Genomic DNA, 24,525 nt, shown 5'->3' with positions numbered 1-24,525 from the left:
CTGAAAACCTTATGATTTTATGGCATAAACAACCGTAGCGTTAACAGGGCGTGTTTCTGCCTCGCCCGTTGAAGAAAGTGTTACCTTGTGCGTGTGCACTCCAGCAGGTTGTGTATCTTTTGTATAATATGAATTACCAAAAGCAGGATTTCTGCCACCTATTTGACCAAATCTTGTAATCATAGAATAATCATGCTTATGCGTATGTTGACCTGCCTCTTCAATGGTACAAGCATGTGTGTGCGATTTAAGGCAATCTTGCTGTATATCAGCAAATTTTCTACTTCTGTCTAAACCGCGACCATCATCAAAGCCGCGCAAAAACACTCCTCTAAAATCTGGAACTTTAAAGGTTGTATCGCTGTCTTTTCCCCATTTATCCCCTATCGCCTTGAATAATTGCGGATAATCCTTGCGTTCATAAGTAGCGCCATCACATAAAAGCCAACCGTTTGGCACTTCTTGCATAGCAAAGGTCGCAATAAACCCACAAGGGAAGGTTTCAATCTTTGGTGGTGGAATGGGGGTAGGATTTAAAAGATACCAGCCCTCAAGACTTTTTGTTGATGCGCCATCATTATAGATTATTTCATAAATGCCACCCATTTGTAACTCACCACCTGTCAATGGTACTATCCCCGTGCTGGTAGCTTTATAGAGTGGCTTTGCTCCCATACTATTCATATTTATTGTTGTCGTGCCAATATTCATACCACGCGCCTTAAAACGGATAATGATATCGTTTTTATATTTTGCTATTGGCGACACCGTCGTCAACGTAATTGATGTAGTTTGTTCCTTTGCATTCACAATAAACTTTGAGTCAAGAGAACCACCATTATCGGCAAGATATTCACGTATACGCTGCATCATGACCCGCGCACTATCATTGACAGAACTAGGCGGCTGCCCTTCTGCCCAATTAATCATACTATCTGAATTGGCATTTTGATCAGCTGTGAGTGACCAGTCATAAATATCAGACATGATAAGCCCCCGTTCTTCTTAATAACTCTTCGCGCAATTGCTCTTCTTTTTGCCGCCCATAGGAACCAACAGATTGCCGCCTAGAGGGATCAATGAGAGCTGTTAAATCTGTCGGGCGCCCAGTCGATTGTGAGAAACCCGCCATGACTGGTTGCTGCAACATTTGTTGCTGTACCATCTGTGCCTGCTGTTTTTGTCGTTCTCCATTCTCTCTCATTAAATGAAGCAAGCCGGAAAAGCCCTTTTTAAGAGCACCTGCATCAATACCTTGTGCTTGTAATGGTGTGGTTTCCATAACCTGTCCTGTTAAATTGTCTCTGCTTTCAGGTGCCATCATTCTGTTTGGGAATGGCGTATCATATGCCATTAATTGGTTGCCCCCTTGATCACCTTGCCCCTCTTGATTACCTTGAAGTGTCTTTTGAAGCCTCTCAAACCCACGCAAAGGACCCACCTCGTTTGGTGCTGCTTGTCCATTGCTTTGGTTTTGCTGTATCGTTCTCTTCAAAGCATCTCCCGTTTTATTGTAAAGCCCATAAATATGATTCATAAAATCCCCTGCTGTAGCTTCCATGTTGCCACCGTTGAGTGTGACTGCTTGGCTCCCTAAAAGCTGACTTGCTGGAATATGTGGATTTTTGATAAGCTTTACTGCCCCTGCTGGTCCTTGTTGGTGTGCGAGGTAAAGCTCTGCCTCTGATGGCTCTCTGCCTAATGCTGTGGATAAATAACGCGTATTATCCTTCGTTAACCGTGCCATAGCATCGGTTGCTTGAAAGGGATCAAACTTGTTATTGAGTTGATAGTGTTTTGCTGTTGAATCTAAAAATTGATACAGCCCTCCCGCACTGCTGTTCTTATTTCTTGCATTTGGATTACCATTACTTTCTATCATAGCAACACGTTCAAGAAAGCTTTCTGGCAAACCATATTTTTGTGCTGCCTGTGAAATAGCACGCTTCACATTAGGATGAAAATTGATCATTAGTTTATAACCGTTCTATCAGCACTGCTATTCAAAATAATTCCAATAAAATTGAAGAATTTTGTGTGGTCTTCTTTGGTTATTAAGCGTTTCTTTTCTGCTTCATGAAACTTCTTAATTAATTCAACAGCTTTTTCCCTTGCTAACCCAAAATCTCCTTTTTCCCGTGCTGTTATGAGAGCCGCAATATCTCTCTCAGTCTCTCTATGCACTCCTAAGAGTTTGCGTCGCCATTCCCTTGCAAAAGTTTTCAGAGCTGTCTTGATTAGATGAATCTTTCCTCCAATCGCAGCGTCTTCTATAGCCTTTTCTTCTACTTCACCCATATGGTTTGGCAATCGTGCAAAAAGTTTTGTTCTTTCCACTTCTGGTCGCAACACTTTCATAAGTTGCTTGGCTTTGTCCTCACCAAAACTCTGCCGTAATTTTTCTTGACCATTCTGCGTGTCAAACAAACTCAAAAGATTGTGGTCAAAATTCTGTGCATTGCCTGCCGCATGTTCTAGTTGCGACCGGACACCTTTTTGAAACGCCTCTTTTTCCATTACCCCCAAATTCGAAAGTTGACTGTTGATTGTATCAAGATCAACACTCTTATTCAGTGCTTTTTTTCCTTGCTCCAAAGCATCACCGATAGTACGCTCGTCATAATAAATTTTCCGTGCCTTAATATATTCTGGAGATGATGTATCCAAAACGTCCAGAATGCGTTGTTTGAAATCAGTCAAATCTCGAGCATATCCCCATTTTTCTTTGATACGTGCAGAATTAATTTGATCATCAAAAACCTCTTTCATCTTATGTAAAATCCGCATATTCAGTTTTGGATATCCATTGCTCCCACTAACTGTTGCATCCGCTTCATTTGGCATTTGCGCAATTGCTTTTTTATAGGCTTTTTGGAAGGCAGGAGTTTCTTGCAACCGCGATAAATCTTCACGAGCAGCATTAGAAATAGGAGAAGCTTTCGCCCTCTCATAAAATGGTTCAGCCTTTTTCTGTGCTTGTTTGATAATCTCTTGCTTTAAATTAAGCGTATCTACTTTTGGACCCATCACATCTGTCAACGCATCCTTTACCCGCAGTGCACTCGCATCTTGTCTTTCATTCAAACGATTACTTATGAGCGAATAAGTATCATGGTCTTTTTTTGCTGCCTTAAAAGCTCTTGTAGCAAGCCCATCGTGAAGATCAATAATCATTGAATCAGGACCACGCTGTTTTAATGCCCTTTCAAGCTTATCAACACCTTCATCCCCTAAAGTCTGGCTTACATCCCTAAGCGCTCTATCGCTTATCTGAAATGCTTCTTTTTCTGGCATCAGCGCTGCTTTTGCTGCCATTTCTGCTGGGCTTATAGGTCCTCTCAATGCTGCTTTAAGTGATTTTGTCACAAAAGGCGTCACTTTTGATACACCACTGGCAACAAATGGTGTTGCAACGCCTAGCCCCGCACCTAACCCAGCAGACATTAGAGTATCTGCAAGCCCTTCTCCCTCACCACTGCCTGCTATTCCACCATAAATGGCTCCAGTTTTGCTGCACGCCCCAAGCTAAATTTTGCTGCCTCTTTACTTGCTACTGCTTTCATTGCGGCTTCACCTGCCGCTTTTGCCGCTGCCCGTTCCGCACCCTCTGCTAAAGCAGATTGCACCGCCCTTTCTCCTGCTGCTAAAGCTTTACTGGTTATTTGTGCTCCTGCAACACCAGCTCTACCTCCCAGCACAACATCAGCCCCAATTGCCGCACGAGCAGCAGCAGTAGCCCCTGCCGCGGGTGGAAAGAGGGCAGAAGCAATTACGGGTGCCGCAGCACCCGTTAAATTCCCCGCAAGAGATAGATAAAAATGATCTCGGTTCGCCGCTCTTTGATAGTCACGCCATCGCTTTGTTACTTCATTATATTTTTTGACTGCCTCTTTATCTCCCATCCAATAATTAATAGGTCCCAGAGGTCCCGAAGCGAATACTCCAGCTATTTCATCATCATACCCCATAGTTAACCCATGAAGAGCACCCCATCCAAAAGCACCCGCTGCACTTGGATGTGGACCATCTTCTTCTGTTGCACCATTATTTCCTGTAACAGAACCACTTAGCCTTTCCTTATTCTTCGCGAAAAGTTCTTGAAGTTGTTCTGGTGTATAGTCACTTATATGCCCAATGACTCTTGTGTTTTTACGATTAATAAGAGGAGGAATTACTTCAGCCATTGGTTTGTTTTTCCTTAATGCGCCCGTCACTATCAACGAACAGCATGCCTTCCGGCAATGCTTCTATCTGTTTTTCTAGTGGATCATTTGACTGTGCATGATTTCCCTTATTCCCTTTATAAGCATCTTCCCCATAGGCGGCTCGAACGAGCTCGCTTGTTGCTTCTGCACCACCAAAAAGAATTGCGCGCGTTGCTGCATTGGATTTATTGAAAGTGTCAATAACTGTTTTTAACGACTTCTTCATTTGCTCTGCAGAAAGATCTTGATACAGCGCCGCTACAGAGTTTTGCAATGCTTGCAATTCCATATTAGACAAGTTCCCAAAGCCAGATGCGCCATTTGGTGAAAATGCTTTTGCTTTTCTCAAGGCATCAAGTCCGATACTTGCCTTCAATGAATCAAGCATATGCCCGAAATCTTTTGCCTGAGAATTAGGAAGGAACGACATTATAGGACCAGTGAAACCAACAACATGCGGGTATTCCTCAACAATTTTTAGCAATTCTTTAGATGCCGAAAGTATACGATTTGACCTGTCTGCTGTTTCCAAAATTCGCATTTGCGTTTGTTGGTTTTTACGCTCCTCCTCCTTCTGTTCTTGGATTAATTTATGTTCTGCACCACTGCCTGCAATTGGCACCGCACGTATGCCACCAAGTGCATTTTCGTCCTTAACATACATATAACCTGATTCAGGCTTTGACAGCATGTTATCAGTATTCCCCCCTAATCCAGAAGCAGTGGAACGCTGTCCTCCTTGGACAGGTATAATTTTCCCTGTGCTTGTTGAGACTTGGAAAACCATATCCTCAGGCAATCCCTGCTCTGCCTTTTCTTCCGCTGTCAATGTTCTATAGCCTTCTTGAGGGCTTAACGTGTTGCCTATAACTTTCATGGCAAGATCTGGATATTGCACAAGGGCTTGTGCGTCTTTATCACTATATCCTTTAGAGCGTAAAAATTGCAAAGTTTGTCTATGTTGTGCGCGTTCCTTGTTGCCCTGCCGCATAAGGATAGATGCATTTGAAAAACTTTCTTGTGGTGTCTTTCCTAATGCAAGCCCCGCAAAAAAATCCATTAAATGTTCGGAAAATTCTGATTTTCTAAAACGCTCCCATAAGCTACTTGGATTTTCTCCTGTCTGAACAAAGTGATCAAGTGACTTGATATAATCTGTTTTTTGTTCAAGATCACCACTTGCTTTTAAATGCTCCTCTTCTGGTAAGTGTGCATTCAAATGTTTTTCTTCTCCTATAGGTGCCTCAAAAAGCTTTTCCTCATTATTTCCAGAATCGTTTTTCAAAGAGTTTTCCGCTATAGATTTCTCATTAAGTTGAGCAATATAATCCATCACATCTTTTTGCTGTCGCCCAACTTCATCCCCACTAGACTGATCAATGTTCCCAACAAGTGGAGATTGAGGGATCATTGATGCAACACCCCCCTGCTCTGAGAAGTCATGCTTTTGTTGCTCTGGCGCCTCTTGTATCTTAACAGTATCCTTTGAAACATCTGGCAATGGGGGCATTTGGCGCTTTAAATCATCCGTAGACATAATCAATTCTGCTGGCGTCTTTTTCCCAACTTCTCCTCCTCCTGTTTGAGAACCGCGAATAAGCTCTGCAGGACTCAATTTTTGTGGAGTATTATCCCCATTATTCGCATCAAAAGGGTTTGTGCTAAAAGCAGCGCGTTCTAAAAAACTTGGCTTGTATCGTCCTTCCAACGGCGTGCTTGGAGGCGTCGAAAGCTGTTTGAACAAATGCCCTGGCAATTGAGGCATGACCTGATACATCAAGGGACGCAAAAATTTTGGATCAAACAACTTTAAAAGAGAATTTGTGTTTTCTTGTTCCATCACTGCACCCTTTCCATCTCAAAGCCAAGCTTGCTATAATCCACATGCAAAAAACCTGTCGCCTTATGCAAGAAAACAGCTTCAGGCTTTGACTTCAAAACATCCTGCGCCATCACCCCGCGATAGCGCTCTGGGTGCCACTTGTAATTATACTCATAGAGTTTGTGTCCATCTCGCTGCCCCACTTGCACGATATTTTCTTTCGCTCTGATGTCGCTAAGCCCAGCAAAAGTACCAAGGATAGTTCCAACATTTCCAACAATCTCCCATGGATTAGGTTTTGGCTGTGGAGTCAATGTTGTCCTTTGTCCTGTTTGCGTTCCATAATTTCCAGCAACAGCCCCACCAGCTGTAAGCAACTTACTTAACTGGTCCCAATCAAGATTGTTCTGCTGTTCCCATTTTTGCCGCTCTTCATCTAATTGCCGTTGATGATTGGCATCAAGCACACTCCCTCCCGTCAACGCATTGAGATTTGCCTGACCTTGACCTTGAAAGAAGTTATTGGCACCCGCCAACTGATTTTGGTTTGCTTGGTCAATGAGACCATTGGCATTCATCATGTTGTTGACATCTTGGTTATATTGTTGTGATAAAGCTTGTGTTGCTATGCCCCCCAATTCATCAGCCAAAACCCCAGTATGTGCACCCGAACCATAACGCCCCGCCCCAGAAAATGAACTGTTAATCGTGTCTGTTGCTTTATTTAATGTGTTTTGAAGTGCTTCATTAAAATAAGGGTTATTGCCTATTTGTTGCCCTGAAGCCATGTTCTTTAAGTTTTGGCTTGTTGAATTTTGCCCTGTGGCTATTCCATTTAAAGTGTTGTTATCATAGTTATGCGTATTATTGCTAAGCCCATTAATCGCATTCTTTGTTTGATCACTTAAACCCGCAACTCGCTGCCCATCATAAACGGCTTTTCCGCTGCCTTGATTATAAAAAGTCATGGCATCTTGAGCTGCGTGTTCAAAAATACCTTTTGCCCATTCAGGAGGGGCATTTGTTTGCGTCGTATTTTGGGTATTCTGAATTGGTTTAGAACTTTTTCCCATGTTAAAGCTGCTTTCTATATTCTAAAAGGTTAACGAGATATCCATGTGATTTAAGAGATTTTTCCCACCCTCGCCTGCCTATGATGACAAGCTCTTTTGCCCCTTTTTCCTTGTAATAGGCTTCAATCTGAGTGATAAGCTTTGTTAAGGGTGCTCCTCCCTTTCCACCAAGGGTGACAATAACCGCCCTTAATGCTCCAGTGACGAGTTCTTGTAACTGTGTTGTGACATGCGCCATAAAATTTTCATGCGCATCAACGATAATCCAAAGAACTTTTTCTCCCTTCAAAATATCGTTTAAAATGGTCTCTGTATTATAATCATCAGGGAATTTTTGATTAAAATAAGCTATCGATTTTATGACATTGTCAAAATAGGGCGCCATTTGTTCAGCGCTCCATTTTTCTGTATTATAGATCTTAAAATTCATCTTATGCCCGCGGGTTTGAGCGTTACATCAAAGCCTGTTATATGTGTCCATGGCGTGCCTTCTGGTATTCTCAGACGCAAAGCGTGATAACGCGCCCGTGAGCGGATATTATACATCCCAATATTATAGCCGGCATAACGCTCTTTAGCCCAATTTAATTGGTTCTTGTTATCAATGATAAAAGCCGCCCCAACACTTAAAAAACCTTTTGTTGTATCCGCTTGAACAAAAGCCTCACTCATCAGGTTGATTTGCCTGCCCGTATCCCCCACAATTTGTGAAGCAATAACTGCTTCCATCGGAGGACCTGCAAAAAAACCAAATGTGTTGTCTGGCGTAAAGGCTCCTAAAACAGGCGCACCATTTTGCCACATTTTACTATCAAGAGAAGCTGGTAAATCTTTCAAGCTCTCTTGTACTTCGTCTAAGCCTTCTAATGTATAACCGGCTGCAAAAAGGGGAAATAAGAGAAGGTTTTGCCCCTTAATGACACTCCATATTTGTAAGAGCCAATCATAAACATAAATATGCATCCCTTCGGTGTTATCATTGATAGAAAAATAAACACGAGAATAGACCGGATCAATACATGCCCTCATCTCATCAATGGCAAAGTTATTGTAAAGTGTGAAGATAGTTTTATCGACTTTTCCAAAGCCAATAGGAAGCATTTCACCAGCACTGTTGATTTGATAAAAACCATCATCAGATGTAAAGAAAGTACAGTCTCCACGGCTTGCAATTGCCATACTGCTTTTAGCCCCTATTTTGTCTTTTATTTTTGCAAAACTGAAGATAATTTTAGAGCCTGGTACAAAAGTTGCGTGATAAATAGCGGAGCGCATAAAAATAAGTGGATTTGTTGATTCCGTAGACCCTTGAACATACTCACCATCAGGAAAATCTTGATAATCGCAACTTTTCTCCCCAACCGTCCAATGTGTTGCATCATTCAAACCGGACCACTGAACACGGTTTGGCTTATCTGTTAGTTGCATCAAGCAAACAAAATCACCCCACACACGCACAAGTCCAGCACGCGGGGGATTACCGCCCACATCACAAAACCTTTCCTCCGTTTTTAACGAAAGCATTTGTGGTGGGTCATTGCTATTAACAGCAATGATATGATCACCAAAGGAGGCAAAAGACCAAAGCGCGGTCTCATTGGCGTGATATTGTGTGTGAGGCTTGCTAATGTCTTTCCAGCCGCGCGTGCTGTTGTCATATTCATAAAGTTTTGTTGGTGCACCCACAATGATGCGCACACCACCCAATGAGCGCACAGCATAGACCCCCAAAATCACATCCGGAAAAGGATCTGAGACCGGCGCCACAATGGGAAACGGAATATACGAATTTGGTGCAGGTAAAACGTTCACGATCTCACTGGAATAACCACTATTAATAAATGCAACATCTGGTCTATACTCAGCAATAGGAATAAAGGTCATCAGAAATCCGTGTGTTGAATTTTTAATAAATTCTTGCGCCGTGATGTTTCAATTTGAAGCGCATCGAGTTGCTCTTGAAACATGGCAAAAGCTGCCGCTGCCATCTGTGGTTCTTTAATAATATTGGTATAAATTTCATATTTTGCACGCGTTTTGATCAGTTCATAGGCTTCACGAAACCATATGGACGCTTCTTGTGCGCTCTCAATATCTTTTATTCTCACAGGATCAAGAATAAGCCTGATAGAATAGATACGCTCTGGTGTTGGATACAAAATAAGCTTTTGTTCAAAATAAGCATAGCGTGTAGGCATGCCATGGCTACAATCACTCTCAAGATTCTCAATAACCAGCGGATCTACCTGCAAAAGCTTTGCTTTGCTGTGATTATCTTCATAAATATAAGCATCAACAATGCGAACAGCAGCCGGAATAACTGGATTTTCCTCTGCGCCATAACGGCTTTTCCCCTTTAGAGTGGTAAAAACAACTTCGCGGCTTTCATTGAAATAAAAAGGCAATCGTTCACAAAAGCGAATAGCCGAAAATATCGCCCTTTGTACTTGATCAACATACTCATCTGTTTGATCATCTATTTCATCCTGAATATCACTTAACATCTGGATAAAATTTTTATCCCAAGGAGCAATGGTCTGTTTGTCTCCAATCGGACCACCTGTCTGTACTATTATTGTCATATTACTTTCTTCCAAATGTCTTGGGGCATATTGTGTGGGAGGGGGACGCAAGCAATAAACGCCCCCTTGCCTTTAACGATTGGTGTAAAACTCAACAATCACCTCAGCATCACCTTTGGTGCTTTTCTTGTCTCGTGTCATATAAATCGTATTTTCAGCTTCTAATGGAACATCTCGTACTTCCATGGGCACATACACATTGCCATCGGTATTTTGAGTAAGTGCTTTTGTTCCATAATCATCACCATGAGGCTCTTTTCCAAATGTAGCCGTTACATCTTCAAAATCCTCCATGGTATAAGCTGTAATACTTTTGATAAAAGCCCCTCGGGGTAGAACGCCAATTTTCGTTATCAACCCTTGGTCTGTACATTTAATACGCGCCCGTAAAAAACTAACCTGCTGCGTAGAGTTGTTGCGTCCTTGCAAAACAGGTGGCAATCCCTCATCTATCATGCCAACGGTTTCAACAGTCTCAACGGTCTCAACGGTTTCATCAGGTTCCTGTGTAATTAGCGATTTTTCTGCCATAATTGTCATCCTTTAATAATTAGCTTGCTTCGGCAAAAGAAGGGATAACAATCGTACCAAAATCCTGCCCCCCTTGATCAGAATGCGGCAAGGTATAGCGTGATTTTTTCATGCCGATAATGGTTTTAGCTGCAACCCCAAATTCACGTTGATAATCAAACAGTTCTTCAACAAGTTTATAGCGTGTTCCCCCTTTCCCATCACCTCCTGTTGCTCCATTGCCAACGCGCCCATAAGCCATGATAACACTTTGCGCACCAAGCAACACAGCACGGCGAACAGATGTTACAGGCTCTTGAGTCTTTGAATTGATACCATTGGGGACATGTTCAGCTTCACGCAAAATGACACCGTTATACATCCCCAGAGAGCCCTCAAAAATTGGGTTCTTAGCTCCAGAGCCATCATAAGCTGCCTTGGTAATGTCTAACCATTGACCACTCTTTGTATTGGTACGCAATTGGGTCACCTGTGTTGGGTGGAGATACATCACATATGCCGATTTTCCATCAACACGAACAGGGCGCAAACGTGGATTAGCAAGTTTAGCGCGTTCAACAGCCCGATCTATAAGATCTAATGTAAAAACATCGTCTTTTGTAAGTTCTTCATCAGTCTTTTTCTTATTGGCACGAATAACACGCAGTTTGCTTGGCTCTAATGGAGCATTAAAACCATAATGTACGGGTTTAAGGGTTATGGTGCGTCCTTCGAAGTGAATCCATGGTGCTGTATAACCTGCTGCCTGAATGAAGAACATCAAACTTAAGCGATCTGCATACCAATCAACAAGCCCATCTTTTGCTTCTGTTCGTAAATTAAATAAAACACGTTGTTGATCAATGGTGCCTTCATATTTTACGCGTACAGCATGAGAAAGCTCGTTAATGCGCACCGTTTCATTCATAAATTGGAGTGCTTCTTCATTGCCTTCCAGCGTTTGTCCCTCGCTAACGCCATCCCCCATAAGTTGGACTCTTAATCCGCTCGTCACAGAGTCACCAGCGGATTTCCCTAGCATATCCAATACTTGAATAATGCTGTTTTTGCCTTTTCCCATCAGCGGTGCAATGGGCAACGCTTTTGAAGTTTCTGTGTTTAGCATCTTAGCCCAAACGCCAACGGCTAATGGGTCATTAAGATTTACCTGTGTTACTGCCATTTCAATCAATGCCTTTCTTGGTTTTTAAAACTCGCCTTGCGGCTCCCCCAAACGATAACAATCACTTGGTTCTCTCTGTTGCGTCACCACGCACATCTCACGCTCTGCTCATAATTTGTTCAAATTTTTCGGGATTTTTCTCAACCCATACAGCAAATTCGGCTTCTGGCATGGAAAAAAGCGTTCTCACATCCATACCGCCTGTTGGAACTTGCCCGCCGCGCGCTGTAAGCGTCCGCGCTGCTTGAGAGCGCTCTTGAAGAACTCCTACTTCGTCCTTAACTGGCGCTCCACTATAGCCAAAAGCTTTCGCTTTTTGCACCAGCACCTCAATTGGATTTATACCGGCTTTCTGACACTGCTGGCATATTTGGCGCAATTCAGCACCAATTTGTTGTTGCCGTGCTACAGGGTCTTTCCATTGCGGATAAAGGCTTGCTTGCGCTTGTAAGACACTGTCTGCTCTTTCATAGAGATAGTCCGTGATACTGTCTAAATCTGGATATTTATCTTGTACTTGCGCTTTGGCTTCCTCGAAATAATCCCCCAACTTTTGGCGTTCATATTCCTCTTGACTCATGCGCTCTTGGCTCTCTCTCATATGAGAAAACTCATCAAGCAATTTCTGTTGTTCCTGTACCTTATGACTAAGCCATGCAACATGTGCTTTTGGGTCGTCTTCTAGGGAGGGAACATTTTCTTCACGGCGGCGCGTAATTTCTTCTTGCATTGCGGCATATTTTTGCGCAAGTTCAATAGCCAATTCACGCGCTTCAATGGCGCTTTGTTCTGCCTTTTGGCGTGCTTGCCGCTCTTGCTCTAGTTTATCAGATTCTATTGGATTAGAACTTGGCTGCTCCTGAAGCGGTTCTACAGCTGGTTGTTCAGAACTTTCCTCTGCATCAAAAACTTCCTCAACTTGTTCAGGCTCGACCAACTCAACAGCATTATCACTGGCAAAATGTTCATCATAGATTGCTTGTTCTTCAGGCGTAAACTCTTCTTCCATATTCTGTTCCTTCAATGTGCTATTATATTTTTTGTCAAAACTCGATAGTGTTCCAACTGTGCCTGTAGGGCTTTACGTTCTAAATCACGCTGCGCTATCTCATTTTTTGCCTGTTGCAACTCAAGCTGCATCCGCGCTTGTTCTTGCTTCAAGAAAAGTTCGATATTTTTCTGCTGCAATGCCGCTTGTTTCTGCTGTGCATCAAGTTGATAGAGTGTGCTCTTTGCTTGTGCTTCCTGCTGTAAAACAGCAATCTTTGCTTGTTGCTCTGGAGTTAATTGCGCCCCTTGGCTTTGTTGCATCATCTGCTGTTGCTGTTGTTCTTGTTGTGCTTGCTGCGCCTTTGCCGTTAAACTTGCGACCAATGTTGCTGGTAGTGGGGAAAGCTTAAGAAGATCTGGAATCATCTCCGGTGTTAAGAATCCACCAAGCAACGGCAACATCTGCGTAATTGCTGCAAAAGTTTTTTCTTTTTCATTGGGGCTTGTCGGTGAATCATCAACAACAATGTCATACTCAAGCGTCGTAACAGCTTCACGCGTTAACGGCACATATTGGGCATTCTCTTGTCCAGAAATACGTACCAGACGCCCATCAGAGAGATAATTCTGAATGAGATAAAGGATAATCTTTCCCTGCCTACACCGATAAAGCTTGAGATTATCAAACAGCCCCGCAAGCAAATTAAGCGTTGATTGCCGGCGTGTATTTTCCAGCACATTGGCTTGGTTGACCTCCCGTGTTCCAATAAACTCAGCCGATAACCCTGTTACATGCGTTATCGCTTCACGCGATTCATTAAACAGCTGGAAAAATCCATTGGGAAATTGTGCACTTGGCTTTGGTTGAATTTTCCCTCCTGTAAGCGCGCCATTTTTAACCCAAGTAATCGTATCCGTTCGCGCCCAGCTTTCTAACGCTTGGCGATCATCATCGAAAGCGCCTCGTTCTGCCATCAAACCGCCCTTAGACTGGCTATTAAGGATATACATCACTTGGCTAAAATATTTATTCGACCATTTTTGTGGGTCTTTTGCGGGGCGAACAATCCCGTAAAACTGGTTTTTAAGCTTATCCAGCGTGCCCGTGATACACTCCCAACCTAGCTGCTCATCAGGTGCTAATGGCTTATCGGGCTTTGCTAAAAGGCGCCGTCCCAAAAAAGCGCGTCTCACCACTTTTTTATTAAAACGCGCACCTTGTAACTGTGGCATGACCCTTTGAAGCTGTTCAAACTCCTGTTTGCTATAGTTGCGCATCTGACCGGTTTGAAGATCAGTCGCCTTGTAAGTGGTCTCATATTCAAACCAACGGCATTCAACCAGCGTAACATAGCGTTTCCCAGAACACTGCTCTGAGAGAGAAGTCGCATTGGAGTCATCATGATACGCATCAAGCGACACATGAGAATCCTCAGAAGCGGTTGTACTATCGATAGCCCAATCGGCGTTAAGATCTTCAACAGCCATATCAGGAAAAAGACTTTTCGCATCCTCAACGGATTTGCGATCAACATACCACATACGCTGTGCGTCAATGAGATTTGGTCTTACAGCATTGGCATCCCAAACCATTTTTAAGGGGTCTAAACGTTGAACAGCGGGTATCCCTTCGGGATCTGTATCATAATCAAGCCGCGTATCTGTCCAGCCCATACCGCAAATAACCATATCCTGAAAAGCATCGGAATCGGCATATTCCGCCTCCGCCTCATCACGAAACCATTCTGCTGCTCCAGTAAGCAATTCATTGGGTATTGCTGCTCCTACTTGCCGTGGTTGAAACTGTACTTCGCGCTTATTATTACGCTCTGCCCCAACAATTGCATTCACAAGGGGTGCAATGCGGTTAAAAGTCATGACAGGACGGCGTTGTGTTTTCAAAACCGCAAGATCTTCTTCCGCCCATTGACGACCATTATAAAAATCAAAATCTTCACGCGCCTGTTCACGCCATTCATTGACATGCTCAATATCTTCTGCATACCAAGATTTTAGGCGCCTATAGAGTTCATATTCATCGAATTCTGTCGTTTTTTGAAAGTCTTGATCTAGAATGCCATCCATGATGCCGCTTCTCTTTCCATAGTGCAATAACGCTCTTGCTTGGGTTTGACACTGGGTGCTTCATAGACAATGCACATTAAACCAAAGGCATCCGCCCCATGGCTCGACCAATCATGCTCTGCACCCAAACCAATGCCGCGCTTCTCATCCCATTTCTCGTGATACCAATTCAGTGCTTTGCGCCCTGCTACCGTCATCTCTTCATTGAACCAAACAGACGGCAAAATACGCCGCACCGCCTCTATACGCATCTTAACCGCCCCTGCCCCTTGATTAGGGATCACTTGCGTTTCAAACCCCGCATCATTTAAAGCACTCTCAAAACTCACATTGTGCACACGGTCTCTCGTCGCACCATCATGGGGCAAAACCATCAACGCCTTCTCACAACCATTTTGACGCAACCAACCGATATGCTCCGATAAAGGCTGCCCCTGTGCTTCGTAATAATTAAGCACTCTGATCTCTCTACCAACAAATTGCGCTATCCATATCGCTGTTGCATCTGCCTTAGCACCCGTGCCCCCAATGTCCCAAAAAGCACGTATTTGCATCAAGGGGTCGCGCGCAACACGCCCTATCCGCCCCTCTTGCTCGGCTGCCAACATTTCCCTCTGATAGTAAGCACCTTGAACCGCTGTAAGATAAGCCCCTTCCCAGATATGCTTATAAGTCTCGGGGCGGGATCTCAAATCATCAAGCCGCGCTTCATTCAAGATCTTGGGAAACTTCGGATTGTCTGTTCAAGATATTGATTTATAATGATAATTTACTGCTTTGCATATTGAATGAGAGTCTCGAATAACGTAGGATTCTCTCATTTCAAACCTGCTTATCTTGAATCAATCAAAACCACTCATTTGCACATAACAAGTGGGATGAGTGTGTGGATAAAATTTGTATAAGAAAGGATTAAAAAATGGCTCTTATGAACCGTCTTAATGCAAGATCTGTCGCAACATTGGGGGCTGGCAAATATAATGATGGTGCCGGCTTGCTTCTTCATAAGCGTAAAGATGGAGGTGCTCAATGGATTTACCGTTATACTATTCACGGACGTCGTCGTGAAATGGGATTGGGTGCTTTAAGAGATGTTTCTTTAAAACAAGCCCGTGAATTGGCAACTGGGTGGCGTTCTGTTTTACGTGAGGGTCGTGACCCTATTAAAGAACGCAATAAACAAAAGCGTGAAGCAATAAGCAATCTCCATTATTTAAAAGATATTGCCGTGGATGCTTTTGAAACTCGTAAAGCTGAACTCAAGAATGATGGTAAAGATGGAGATTGGTTTTTACCATTACGCCTTCATATTCTCCCTAAATTAGGTTGTCTGCCGGTTTCTGAGATTACCCAAACAGAGATACGCAACACTATTGCCCCTATCTGGCATACAAAAGCTGTTACAGCGCGTAGAGCTCTCATTCGTCTCAATCTTTGTCTCAAACATGCGGCTGCTTTGGGTTTGGATGTTGATTTACAAGCAGTAACAAAAGCACAAGCTCTCTTAGGAAAACAACGCCATAAAATCAAAAACTTACCTGCAATGGATTGGAAAGATGTTCCCGCTTTTTATAAAACGCTTTGCCAAACAACAAACCCCACACAACTGGCTTTGCGTTTGCTTATCCTTACAGGGGTTCGTACCAATCCCTTGCGTCATATTCGTGAAGATCAGATTGATGGAGATATATGGATCATACCTGCTGAAAATATGAAAGGAAAGCGCGATGCTACAACAGAATTTCGCGTTCCCTTATCATCAGAGGCAATGAAAGTGATAGAACAAGCCCGTTGTATCTCTAAAAGTAATTTCATCTTTTCTTTTTCTAGTCGGGCTCCTATTTCACCTATGGTTATGTCAAAGTATATGAGAGACAATAACCTTGAAGCCTGCCCCCATGGCTTTCGTTCTAGTTTACGCGATTGGCTCGCTGAAACAACCGATGCCCCCTATGAGGTTGCTGAAACCATTCTAAGTCATACGGTCGGCGGTAAAGTAGAGCGTGCCTATCGTCGTACTGACTATCTAGAACAGCGCCGTGTCTATATGGATAAATGGGCGGCTTATGTCACCGGTCAATCTTAAGATATGGGGTGCATAACCCCATTATCTGTTGATAACTTTAGCTCTCTTCTCTCTCATTCTCTCTCAATAAGACTCATAATTTATCACATGAGAATTTATATGATAAAATATTGTTTTTTATAAATAAAATACCTTCAAAAATGAACCAAAATGTGTTTAATAAATAGGCATGATTTGTTTCTATTTTTTGAGAATGAAAGGATTTTAGAATGACAGAAAATGATATTCTTTTAACAGACCGTGAAAGTGCAAAATTGCTTCATATGAGTGTCTCAACTTTCCGCCGTCATGTCACCAATGGCTCTCTCCCAAAACCCTTAAAATTTGGTTTTTTATCCCGTTGGTTACAGTCGGATCTCTTGAATGTAATCGAGCAAGCGAAACAGCAACGTTATAACGACGTGGCATAAAAAAAACCTTGTCACGTAAGGACGGACAAGGCTTTCTCAAACTCATCACTCTAGAGATAGCACAATCCGTCCTGTGACGCAACGTTATAGGATTTAAAATGATGTGTTCTTTTAAGAATGCGCGGGGTATTACACGTGCCTTGCGTGGAGTTTGGCATGGGCGTTATGGAACAGCCCGTTGCCCTGCTCATGATGATAGGCTGCCTAGCTTATCCCTTGCCAATGGACATGATGGGCGTCTCTTACTCACTTGTTATGCTGGCTGCTCTTTTAGAGAGATCATACAAGCGCTTATTAGAATTGGATTGCTTGGAAAACAAGCTTATGATCATACGCTTTCTTTCTCAAAACAGTTTTGTGCTGATCTTAAACGAGCAAAACACAAAGCAGAAACCTATTTACGCATGCGGGGGATCACATGTGAATTGCCTGCTGATTTACGCTTTCATGACAAATGTCCACACCCTTTAGGAATGACACTGCCCGCGTTGGTGGCTCTTGTTAAGGGTGCTGGCTCCTTTGCTATTCATAGAACCTTTTTACAAGCCAATGGCTGTAAAACAGATCAGAAACCAGCAAAAGCCATGTTGGGATCTGTAATGGGCGGTGCTGTGCATTTAAGTCAAGCCAATCCCAAACATCTGGTCATTTGTGAAGGCATTGAAACCGGTCTGTCTCTACTGTCTGGTTTATTATCAGAGCCCGTTAATTTATGGGCATCTCTTTCCACCAGTGGCATGATGCGTGTGAATTTACCCCCGATAAAAGGACGTCTGACAATCGCAATGGTTGGGGATGATGCGGGTCGTAAAGCAGGTTTTACCCTAGCAAAGCGTGCTTATAGCCAAGACTTTGAGGTCTTTATCATGCAAGCCCCCTACGGTCTAGATTTCAATGATGTTTTGATACTGAAAGGTATAAATAAATGAGAGAGAATAACAACAATATTGTCGATACCAACAATCAAAATGTTTCATTCAATGATAACGATAATGCTTTTTTAAATGATAAGACTTGTTTAGAAGCCATTCCTTATAAACAAGCATTGCAACAAAATGGTTGGGGCGAAATAAAGCCTATCACGGCGGCTCTCTTACCCGTCGAGCCTTTTAGCTTATTACAGTTGCCAACGCCATTAATGAACTATGTTTATGACGTTGCGGATAGCCAACAAGCCCCTATGGATTTTATTGCTATCTCTGCTCTCTGTGCCTTGGCTGCTGTCATTGGCAATGGCGTGCGGGTTGCACCAAAACAACATGCCAATTGGAAAATTGTTCCTAATCTCTGGGGTGTCATTGTGGGGGAACCTTCGACCATGAAAACAGGTAGCATGGACGCTGCTTTAGAACCTCTTTATGCCTTTCAAGAGGAATGGCATCAAGAGTGGGTAAAGAAGAAAAAACAGCAAGAAACAAAAGAGATTCTTAGTGAATTAGATAAACGAGAAAAGAAAAAACAAGCCTATAAAGCACTCAAAGATCAAGATGAAGAACAAGCCCTTGCTCTTCTTTCACAAACTCTTGAACACAAAGAAAGTGAGGAAGATGATAGTTCTATAAAACGACGTCTTATCGTCAATGATGTGACTGTCGAAAAGCTTGGGGAACTCTTAAAAGAAAACCCCCGTGGTCTCTTGTTGGTGCGTGATGAACTGGCTGGTTTTTTAGCCAATTTGGAAAGAAAGGAATATCAATCAGACCGTTCTTTCTATCTAACAGCTTTTAATGGCAATAAGTCATACACCTATGACCGTATAGGGCGGGGAACCATTTTTATTCCCAATGCAACTGTCTCTATTATAGGGGGTATTCAACCTGCACGTATTATTCCCATTATTCAAGACATGCACCGTGGAATAAACGATGATGGTCTTATGCAACGGTTTCAAATGCTGATCTTTCCCGATGAACGACAAGAGCAGTTATGGGTTGATAGACCTCCTAATCAAAAGGCATGGGAAAGTTATCAAGGGGTTTTTCGTTCTCTTTATGATAAACCGTTTGGATCACCAAAATATCCGATAACCATACGCTTTTCTGCCGAAGCCCAAGAGATCTTTCGTAAATGGTGGGAAGATTTTCAGAAAAGAATAAAGAATGGTCATTTCTCATCAAGTTTAAAAGCACATCTTTTGAAAATGAATCAAACCATACCAACCCTTGCATTGATTTTTGAACTGGCTGATGGTGGGCGTTTTGAAATCAATAGAGATGCCCTTGAAATAGCCTTGCGATGGGAAAAATATTTGTTAAGTCATGTCAAAAGGCTTTATGCGGCGGCGGATAGCTTAGCAACAGAGGGGGCAAAATTAATTGTCGAACGTTGTGATTGTTTACCCGATGTTTTTACAACAAGGGATATTTATAAACGTGATTGGAAATGTTTCAAAGATAATGGAGCCGTTAAGCAAGCTTTAGAGCTTTTATGCCGTTGTAACTATATACGTGAAATCTCTGGAGACAAGAGCTCACAAGGCGGTCGACCTACCATACGCTATGAATGGAATCCCTTAGTGACAAGCCATAAAACATCACACTGAGGCAATTTGGAAATCTTATAGAACATTAACAATATAACAGTGAACTCTTCAAAGCACTCCCCATTATGAGTTTTGGGGGTGCTTTTTATAGGTATTATTTTATTTTTTTAATTAGAAATAAAAGTTATTATATTTCAATATGTTAACGTTTTAAAGAAACAGCCTATATTAAATACAATCTATAAATACAATCTATAATATATATAAAAAGGGGTTTTGTAGGGGTTTTTGGGGGGGGTAAGAACCTACAAAACCTCTCTATAAAACTTATCAAAATACTTACTTTGATATCTTAAAAGCACATAGTTCATTTGTCTTTTTTATCATAAAACGAATAGCAAATTTCACTATTTTGCTGATCTTATTCCGTGTCATGGGCTGTTGATAAACAACCTTTAAAAACCCCTTTTGAAAAAATATCCGCTTTTTTTATCAGTTTTTTCCCATTTTTATCGATATTTGCTTTAAGTGCATTTGATTGAATTCGTTTTGATTCTTTTGATGGTTATTGATCATCTCTTAAGGCAAGGGATTTTTATTACAATATGCTGCAATCTGTTAACTCTGATAATGAACAAGTCACTTTACGCTCTCTGTTGGAATATTATCGCGAACAATCAAAATCACCCCGTGAATTAGGAACCATGTTTGAAAACCTTGTAAAGGTTTATTTAGCTGAAGACCCGTTGCAAAAGCAAGAATACGAAAAGGTTCAAACCTATTATGAATGGGCGAAAGAGCATGATGAAGATGGAACGGATATTGGGATTGATCTGGTGGCTACAATCCGTGATGAAGGTGGTTATGCGGCTATTCAATGTAAATGCTATGACGCTTCTCACATAATTAAAAAAGAAGATATTGATAGCTTTATCGCTGCCTCGGGCAAAAAAATCTTCACCCGTCGCATACTGGTTGATAGCACCGAAACAGATTGGAGTGACAATGTTGAACTGACTTGTGAAGGACAAGAGGTTCGTATTCAACGTATTAACCTTTTTGATTTGGAAAGCAGTCAAATCGATTGGGGCGCTTATAAAGAACAAGGACAAGCCGTCCTTAAAGAGAAACCAAAGAAAAAGCTTTTAGATCATCAGAAAGAAGCCCTTGAGAAAGTCTGTGAGGGTTTAAAAGAAGCAGACCGTGGCAAGCTGATTATGGCATGTGGTACGGGTAAAACCTTCACCAGTCTTAAGATAGCAGAAACCATAGCAGGAACTGGCAAGCGTGTATTGTTTCTAGTGCCCTCTCTTGCTCTTATCTCTCAAACAATCCGTGAATGGACAGAAGATACAGAAGTGCCTTTGCGTTCCTTTGCTGTGTGTTCGGATACACAAGTGGGAAAGCGTCGTAAGAATAATAAAAATGATGATGAAGCTGGTCTCGATGCATCAGACCTTGTTTTACCGGCTACTACCGATGCCAAAGAGCTTGCGCGTAAAGCCAATAAAACCTCTCTTGATGTAATGACTGTGGTCTTTTCTACTTACCATTCAATCCAAGTGATTTCGGATGCGCAAAAAAAGTATGATTTACCCGAATTTGATCTGATCATCTGTGATGAAGCACACCGTACCACTGGAGCTGTGTTAGGAACAGACAAGCGTGAATCTGAATTTATCAAGGTTCATGATAACAGCATCATTCGGAGCAAAAAACGTCTGTACATGACGGCAACCCCTAAGATCTTTACCGACAAGCTGAAAAAGAAGGCTGACGCATCTGATGCTGTTCTGGCGTCCATGGATGATGAAGAGCTCTATGGAAAAAATCTTTACACTTATACTTTTTCAAAAGCTCTAAAAGATAAACTTTTAACACCCTATAAAGTTATCGTCTTGGCTGTTGATGAAGCAATTATTAACGCAACGATTCAGAAACGCCTTAAAGATAAAAATTCCGAACTTATCCTTGATGATACAACCAAAATCATTGGCTGCTACAAAGCACTTTCCCAAATAGAAAAGAAAGAAGAAGATGGCATAAAACCTATGCGTCGTTCTCTGGCTTTTTGTAAAAATATCAAGACGTCTCAACTAGTTAGCGAACTATTCAATGATGCCATTGATGAATATCATAAATTTGTTCCCGAAAGTAAGACTTCTCTTATCTTTGATGTTAAGCACATTGATGGATCTTTTAATGGCAAAAATCGTAATAAATTACTTGATTGGCTTAAAGAAGATACAGATGAGAATAACTGCCGTGTGTTAACCAATGTCCGCTGTCTCTCTGAAGGAGTCGATGTCCCTGCTCTTGATGCGGTTATGTTTTTACACCCGCGTAAAAGTCATGTGGATGTGATACAGGCGGTGGGGCGCGTGATGCGTCGCGCAGAAGGTAAAACAACAGGCTATATTATTTTACCCGTTGGTATTCCCTTTAATATTCCACCACAACAGGCTTTAGAAAACAATACGAAGTATGATGTCATCTGGCAAGTTCTCAATGCTTTGCGTGCTCATGATGACAACTTTAAAAACAAAATAAAAGCCTTAGAGCTAGACCAAAATGTTCGTCATGTGTTTGAGATTGTAGGGGTCACTTTTGACCCTGCTTTACAAGCAATGACCGCTGTTGTTGACGAACTCTCTTTCCACGCAAAATCGGAAAGTGTTGGGCTTCATATTGGTTCAGTAGCAAGTGAAAGCTCTTATAAATATGGAGGACAAAAAGAATTCGAGTTTTATGTTGATGAATTATCGCGTGCTATTAAGCCCATCATTGTCAAAAAATGTGGAGAGCCTAATCAGTGGGGAAATTGGGCTGGCAATGTAGCTGCAATTGCACAAAATCATATTATTCGTCTTAAAAGCATACTCGCTGATAAAAAGAGTGAAGCTTATCGCGCCTTTCATGCCTTTCATAAAGAATTAAAGAACGGTTTAAATGACAGTATCGAACAAGAGGATGCACTCGAGATGTTGGCGCAACACCTTGTGACACGACCTATTTTTGAATCCTTGTTTGATGGAAATGAGTTTGTGAGTAAAAACGCCATCTCGCAAGCTATGGAAAAGATCTTAAGAGAACTTGATAAGATGAATATCAAAGACGAATCCAAAAATCTTGAAAAGTTTTATCAAAGTGTAAAGGATGATACAGAGGGTATTATTGAAACGCGAGCAAAACAGAATCTTATTATCAAACTTTACGAAGATTTTTTTACCAAAGCCTTCAAAAAGACAACAGATAAACTTGGGATTGTTTATACGCCTATTGAAATAGTTGATTTTATCTTACATTCCGTCAATGATGTTTTAGAGCAAGAGTTTGGACAAAGCTTAAGTTCTCGAGGCGTCTCTATTCTTGACCCTTTTACTGGAACTGGAACCTTTATTACACGACTTTTACAATCTGGACTGATCAAACCAGAGGATATGGAATATAAATTCCGTCATGATATCCATGCCAATGAAATTGTCTTGCTAGCTTATTACATAGCTGCCATTAACATTGAATCAACCTATCATAGTTTGATGAAAGGAGATTATATTCCCTTTGAAGGAATTTGTTTAACCGATACGTTTCTGATGTTAGAGGAAAAAGATTTTTTCACACGCTATATGTTTGAGAATTCGGAACGGTGCAAAAAACAGCAGGAAACAAATATCCAAGTTATCGTTGGCAACCCTCCTTATTCCGTAGGGCAAAAAAATGCCAATGATAATAATCCGAATGTATCTTATGATACACTTAATGATAGCATTCGAGATACATATGCTGCTCAATCTAAATCAATGAATATGCGAGCACTTTACGATAGCTACATTCGTGCCATTCGTTGGGCAAGTAATCGCTTAAGTCTACAAGGAGGTATTATAGCTTATGTCTCTGGGAATGGATGGATAGATAAAACATTTGCTGATGGTATGCGGAGATGCTTACAAAATGAGTATTCTGCTATTTATATCATTAATCTTCGTGGTGATATTCGAAAAAATATGAAATCAAAAGATATAGCAAAAGAAGGAGAAAATGTCTTTAAATCTGGTTGCATGAATGGGATAGCGATAACTATTTTTGTACGGAATCCAGATAATAAACAGCTATGTAAGATTTACTATTATGATATTGGTAATAATCTTTCTGCCAAAGAAAAATTAGAAAGATTAAATACATTAAGAAGTGTAAAAGCAATAGTGCAATCTAAAAAGTTTATTCAAATTAGCCCTAATAAGAACTATGATTGGATAAAGAAAAGAAGAGCAGATTTTGATCAATTTATTTCAATGGGAAATAAAGATATTTTAGCAAATTCTAAGCTTTTTGAGATAATGTCACCTGGTGTATTATCAAATCGGGATGCTTGGGTTTACAATTTCTCATGTGAAAAATTAGATGCATCCATTCAAAAAACAATTGATTTTTTTAATATACAGAGGAGTCTCGTTGCTGAAAAGTCTTATATACCTATGGAAAAGGTTATTGATTATGATGCTACAAAAATTAGTTGGTCAAGAAGCCTTCGTTCTAAATTAAAGCAAAGAATAGATGCAAAATTTGAACCAAATCTAAAAGCTCTCGTTCTTTATCGCCCATTTATAACAATGTGGCATTATACATCACCATTTTTTAATGAAGTACTAGGAAAAACACATAAATTTTTTAATCCAGATATTCCGCATAATCTTGGTATTTGTGTTTCAGGTAGTGGTAGTAACTCAAGTTTCTCTTGTCTCATGACTAATAAACCCATTACCTATGATACATTAGAAAAAACAAGATGTTATCCGCTTATATTTCATTGTGAAGAGAAGAAACATCATGAACATAGCTTATTTACTACAGGTGCAAAAAAGAAAGTTCGTGATGGTATTACAGATGCGGGTTTAAAGAAATTTCAGTCTACTTATCCTAATGAGACTATAACAAAAGAAGATATCTTTTATTACGTTTATGGAATTTTACATTCAAAAGATTACCGTGCCCGTTATGCTGTTAATTTATGCAAAGAATTGCCTCGTATCCCATGTGTAAAAACTGCTGATGATTTTTGGAAGTTTGTAACAGCAGGGCGTGAATTGGGTCATTTGC

At 41.3% G+C, this 24,525-nt stretch carries 16 protein-coding genes and 2 pseudogenes; 5 read left to right on the top strand and 13 right to left on the bottom strand.

The window, feature by feature from the left end:
• Nucleotides 1–9: 9 nt before the first annotated feature.
• The 13 genes and pseudogenes from PVV60_RS06595 to PVV60_RS06530 form a co-directional block, all read right to left on the bottom strand.
• Nucleotides 10–987 carry a phage tail protein gene (locus PVV60_RS06595; RefSeq protein WP_273723911.1) on the bottom strand — a complete coding sequence of 326 codons (978 nt, stop codon included), beginning with the start codon at nucleotides 985–987 and terminating at the stop codon, nucleotides 10–12.
• The gene (locus PVV60_RS06590; RefSeq protein WP_273723910.1) at nucleotides 980–1,972 is read right to left on the bottom strand and encodes a transglycosylase SLT domain-containing protein; all 993 of its coding nucleotides are present in this window, start codon (nucleotides 1,970–1,972) and stop codon (nucleotides 980–982) included. The genes PVV60_RS06595 and PVV60_RS06590 overlap by 8 nt, the downstream gene beginning before the upstream one ends.
• Nucleotides 1,972–4,184, bottom strand: a pseudogene (locus PVV60_RS06585) (hypothetical protein). The gene PVV60_RS06590 and the pseudogene PVV60_RS06585 overlap by 1 nt, the downstream one beginning before the upstream one ends.
• Nucleotides 4,177–6,045 (bottom strand): hypothetical protein, encoded by a 1,869-nt coding sequence (locus PVV60_RS06575; RefSeq protein WP_273723907.1) that lies wholly within the window; start codon nucleotides 6,043–6,045, stop codon nucleotides 4,177–4,179. Before PVV60_RS06575 ends, PVV60_RS06585 begins: the two are co-directional and overlap by 8 nt.
• Nucleotides 6,045–7,100, bottom strand: a complete 1,056-nt coding sequence (locus tag PVV60_RS06570; RefSeq protein WP_273723906.1) for a tail fiber domain-containing protein — start codon at nucleotides 7,098–7,100, stop codon at nucleotides 6,045–6,047. The genes PVV60_RS06575 and PVV60_RS06570 overlap by 1 nt, the downstream gene beginning before the upstream one ends.
• 1 nt (nucleotide 7,101) lies before the next feature.
• On the bottom strand, nucleotides 7,102–7,485 hold the full coding sequence (locus tag PVV60_RS06565) for a hypothetical protein (protein ID WP_273723905.1): 384 nt from the start codon (nucleotides 7,483–7,485) through the stop codon (nucleotides 7,102–7,104).
• Nucleotides 7,486–7,526: 41 nt separating this feature from the next.
• Nucleotides 7,527–8,984: a hypothetical protein gene (locus PVV60_RS06560; protein WP_273723904.1), complete on the bottom strand. Its 1,458-nt coding sequence runs from the start codon at nucleotides 8,982–8,984 to the stop codon at nucleotides 7,527–7,529.
• A complete protein-coding gene (locus PVV60_RS06555) occupies nucleotides 8,984–9,682 on the bottom strand; it encodes a hypothetical protein (RefSeq protein ID WP_273723903.1) in 699 nt (232 codons plus the stop codon). Before PVV60_RS06555 ends, PVV60_RS06560 begins: the two co-directional genes overlap by 1 nt.
• Before the next feature lie 72 nt (nucleotides 9,683–9,754).
• Nucleotides 9,755–10,213 (bottom strand): hypothetical protein, encoded by a 459-nt coding sequence (locus PVV60_RS06550; protein WP_273723902.1) that lies wholly within the window; start codon nucleotides 10,211–10,213, stop codon nucleotides 9,755–9,757.
• Between the two features lie 19 nt (nucleotides 10,214–10,232).
• The gene (locus PVV60_RS06545; RefSeq protein WP_273723901.1) at nucleotides 10,233–11,375 is read right to left on the bottom strand and encodes a N4-gp56 family major capsid protein; all 1,143 of its coding nucleotides are present in this window, start codon (nucleotides 11,373–11,375) and stop codon (nucleotides 10,233–10,235) included.
• Between the two features lie 97 nt (nucleotides 11,376–11,472).
• On the bottom strand, nucleotides 11,473–12,384 hold the full coding sequence (locus tag PVV60_RS06540; RefSeq protein ID WP_273723900.1) for a hypothetical protein: 912 nt from the start codon (nucleotides 12,382–12,384) through the stop codon (nucleotides 11,473–11,475).
• Nucleotides 12,385–12,395: 11 nt separating this feature from the next.
• On the bottom strand, nucleotides 12,396–14,450 hold the full coding sequence (locus PVV60_RS06535) for a portal protein (protein WP_273723899.1): 2,055 nt from the start codon (nucleotides 14,448–14,450) through the stop codon (nucleotides 12,396–12,398).
• Nucleotides 14,435–15,193: pseudogene (locus PVV60_RS06530) on the bottom strand (PBSX family phage terminase large subunit); the annotation flags it as partial. The pseudogene PVV60_RS06530 and the gene PVV60_RS06535, both read right to left, overlap by 16 nt.
• A 176-nt stretch (nucleotides 15,194–15,369) precedes the next feature.
• Here PVV60_RS06530 and PVV60_RS06525 point away from each other — a divergent pair.
• The 5 genes from PVV60_RS06525 to PVV60_RS06505 all read left to right on the top strand — a co-directional run.
• Nucleotides 15,370–16,536: a site-specific integrase gene (locus tag PVV60_RS06525; RefSeq protein WP_273723898.1), complete on the top strand. Its 1,167-nt coding sequence runs from the start codon at nucleotides 15,370–15,372 to the stop codon at nucleotides 16,534–16,536.
• Between the two features lie 209 nt (nucleotides 16,537–16,745).
• On the top strand, nucleotides 16,746–16,946 hold the full coding sequence (locus PVV60_RS06520; protein ID WP_007347430.1) for an AlpA family transcriptional regulator: 201 nt from the start codon (nucleotides 16,746–16,748) through the stop codon (nucleotides 16,944–16,946).
• 98 nt (nucleotides 16,947–17,044) lie between these two features.
• A complete protein-coding gene (locus PVV60_RS06515; RefSeq protein WP_273723897.1) occupies nucleotides 17,045–17,875 on the top strand; it encodes a toprim domain-containing protein in 831 nt (276 codons plus the stop codon).
• On the top strand, nucleotides 17,872–19,488 hold the full coding sequence (locus PVV60_RS06510) for a YfjI family protein (protein WP_273723896.1): 1,617 nt from the start codon (nucleotides 17,872–17,874) through the stop codon (nucleotides 19,486–19,488). The genes PVV60_RS06515 and PVV60_RS06510 overlap by 4 nt, the downstream gene beginning before the upstream one ends.
• Nucleotides 19,489–20,033: 545 nt before the next feature.
• On the top strand, nucleotides 20,034–24,525 hold a 4,492-nt coding region (locus PVV60_RS06505; protein ID WP_273723895.1), incomplete at its 3' end, for a type ISP restriction/modification enzyme.

Source organism: Bartonella sp. AU18XJBT (assembly GCF_028618595.1).
Classification (GTDB): domain Bacteria; phylum Pseudomonadota; class Alphaproteobacteria; order Rhizobiales; family Rhizobiaceae; genus Bartonella.
Note: the sequence above shows the minus strand (reverse complement) of the source record. Positions and strands in the feature narration are given on the sequence as shown.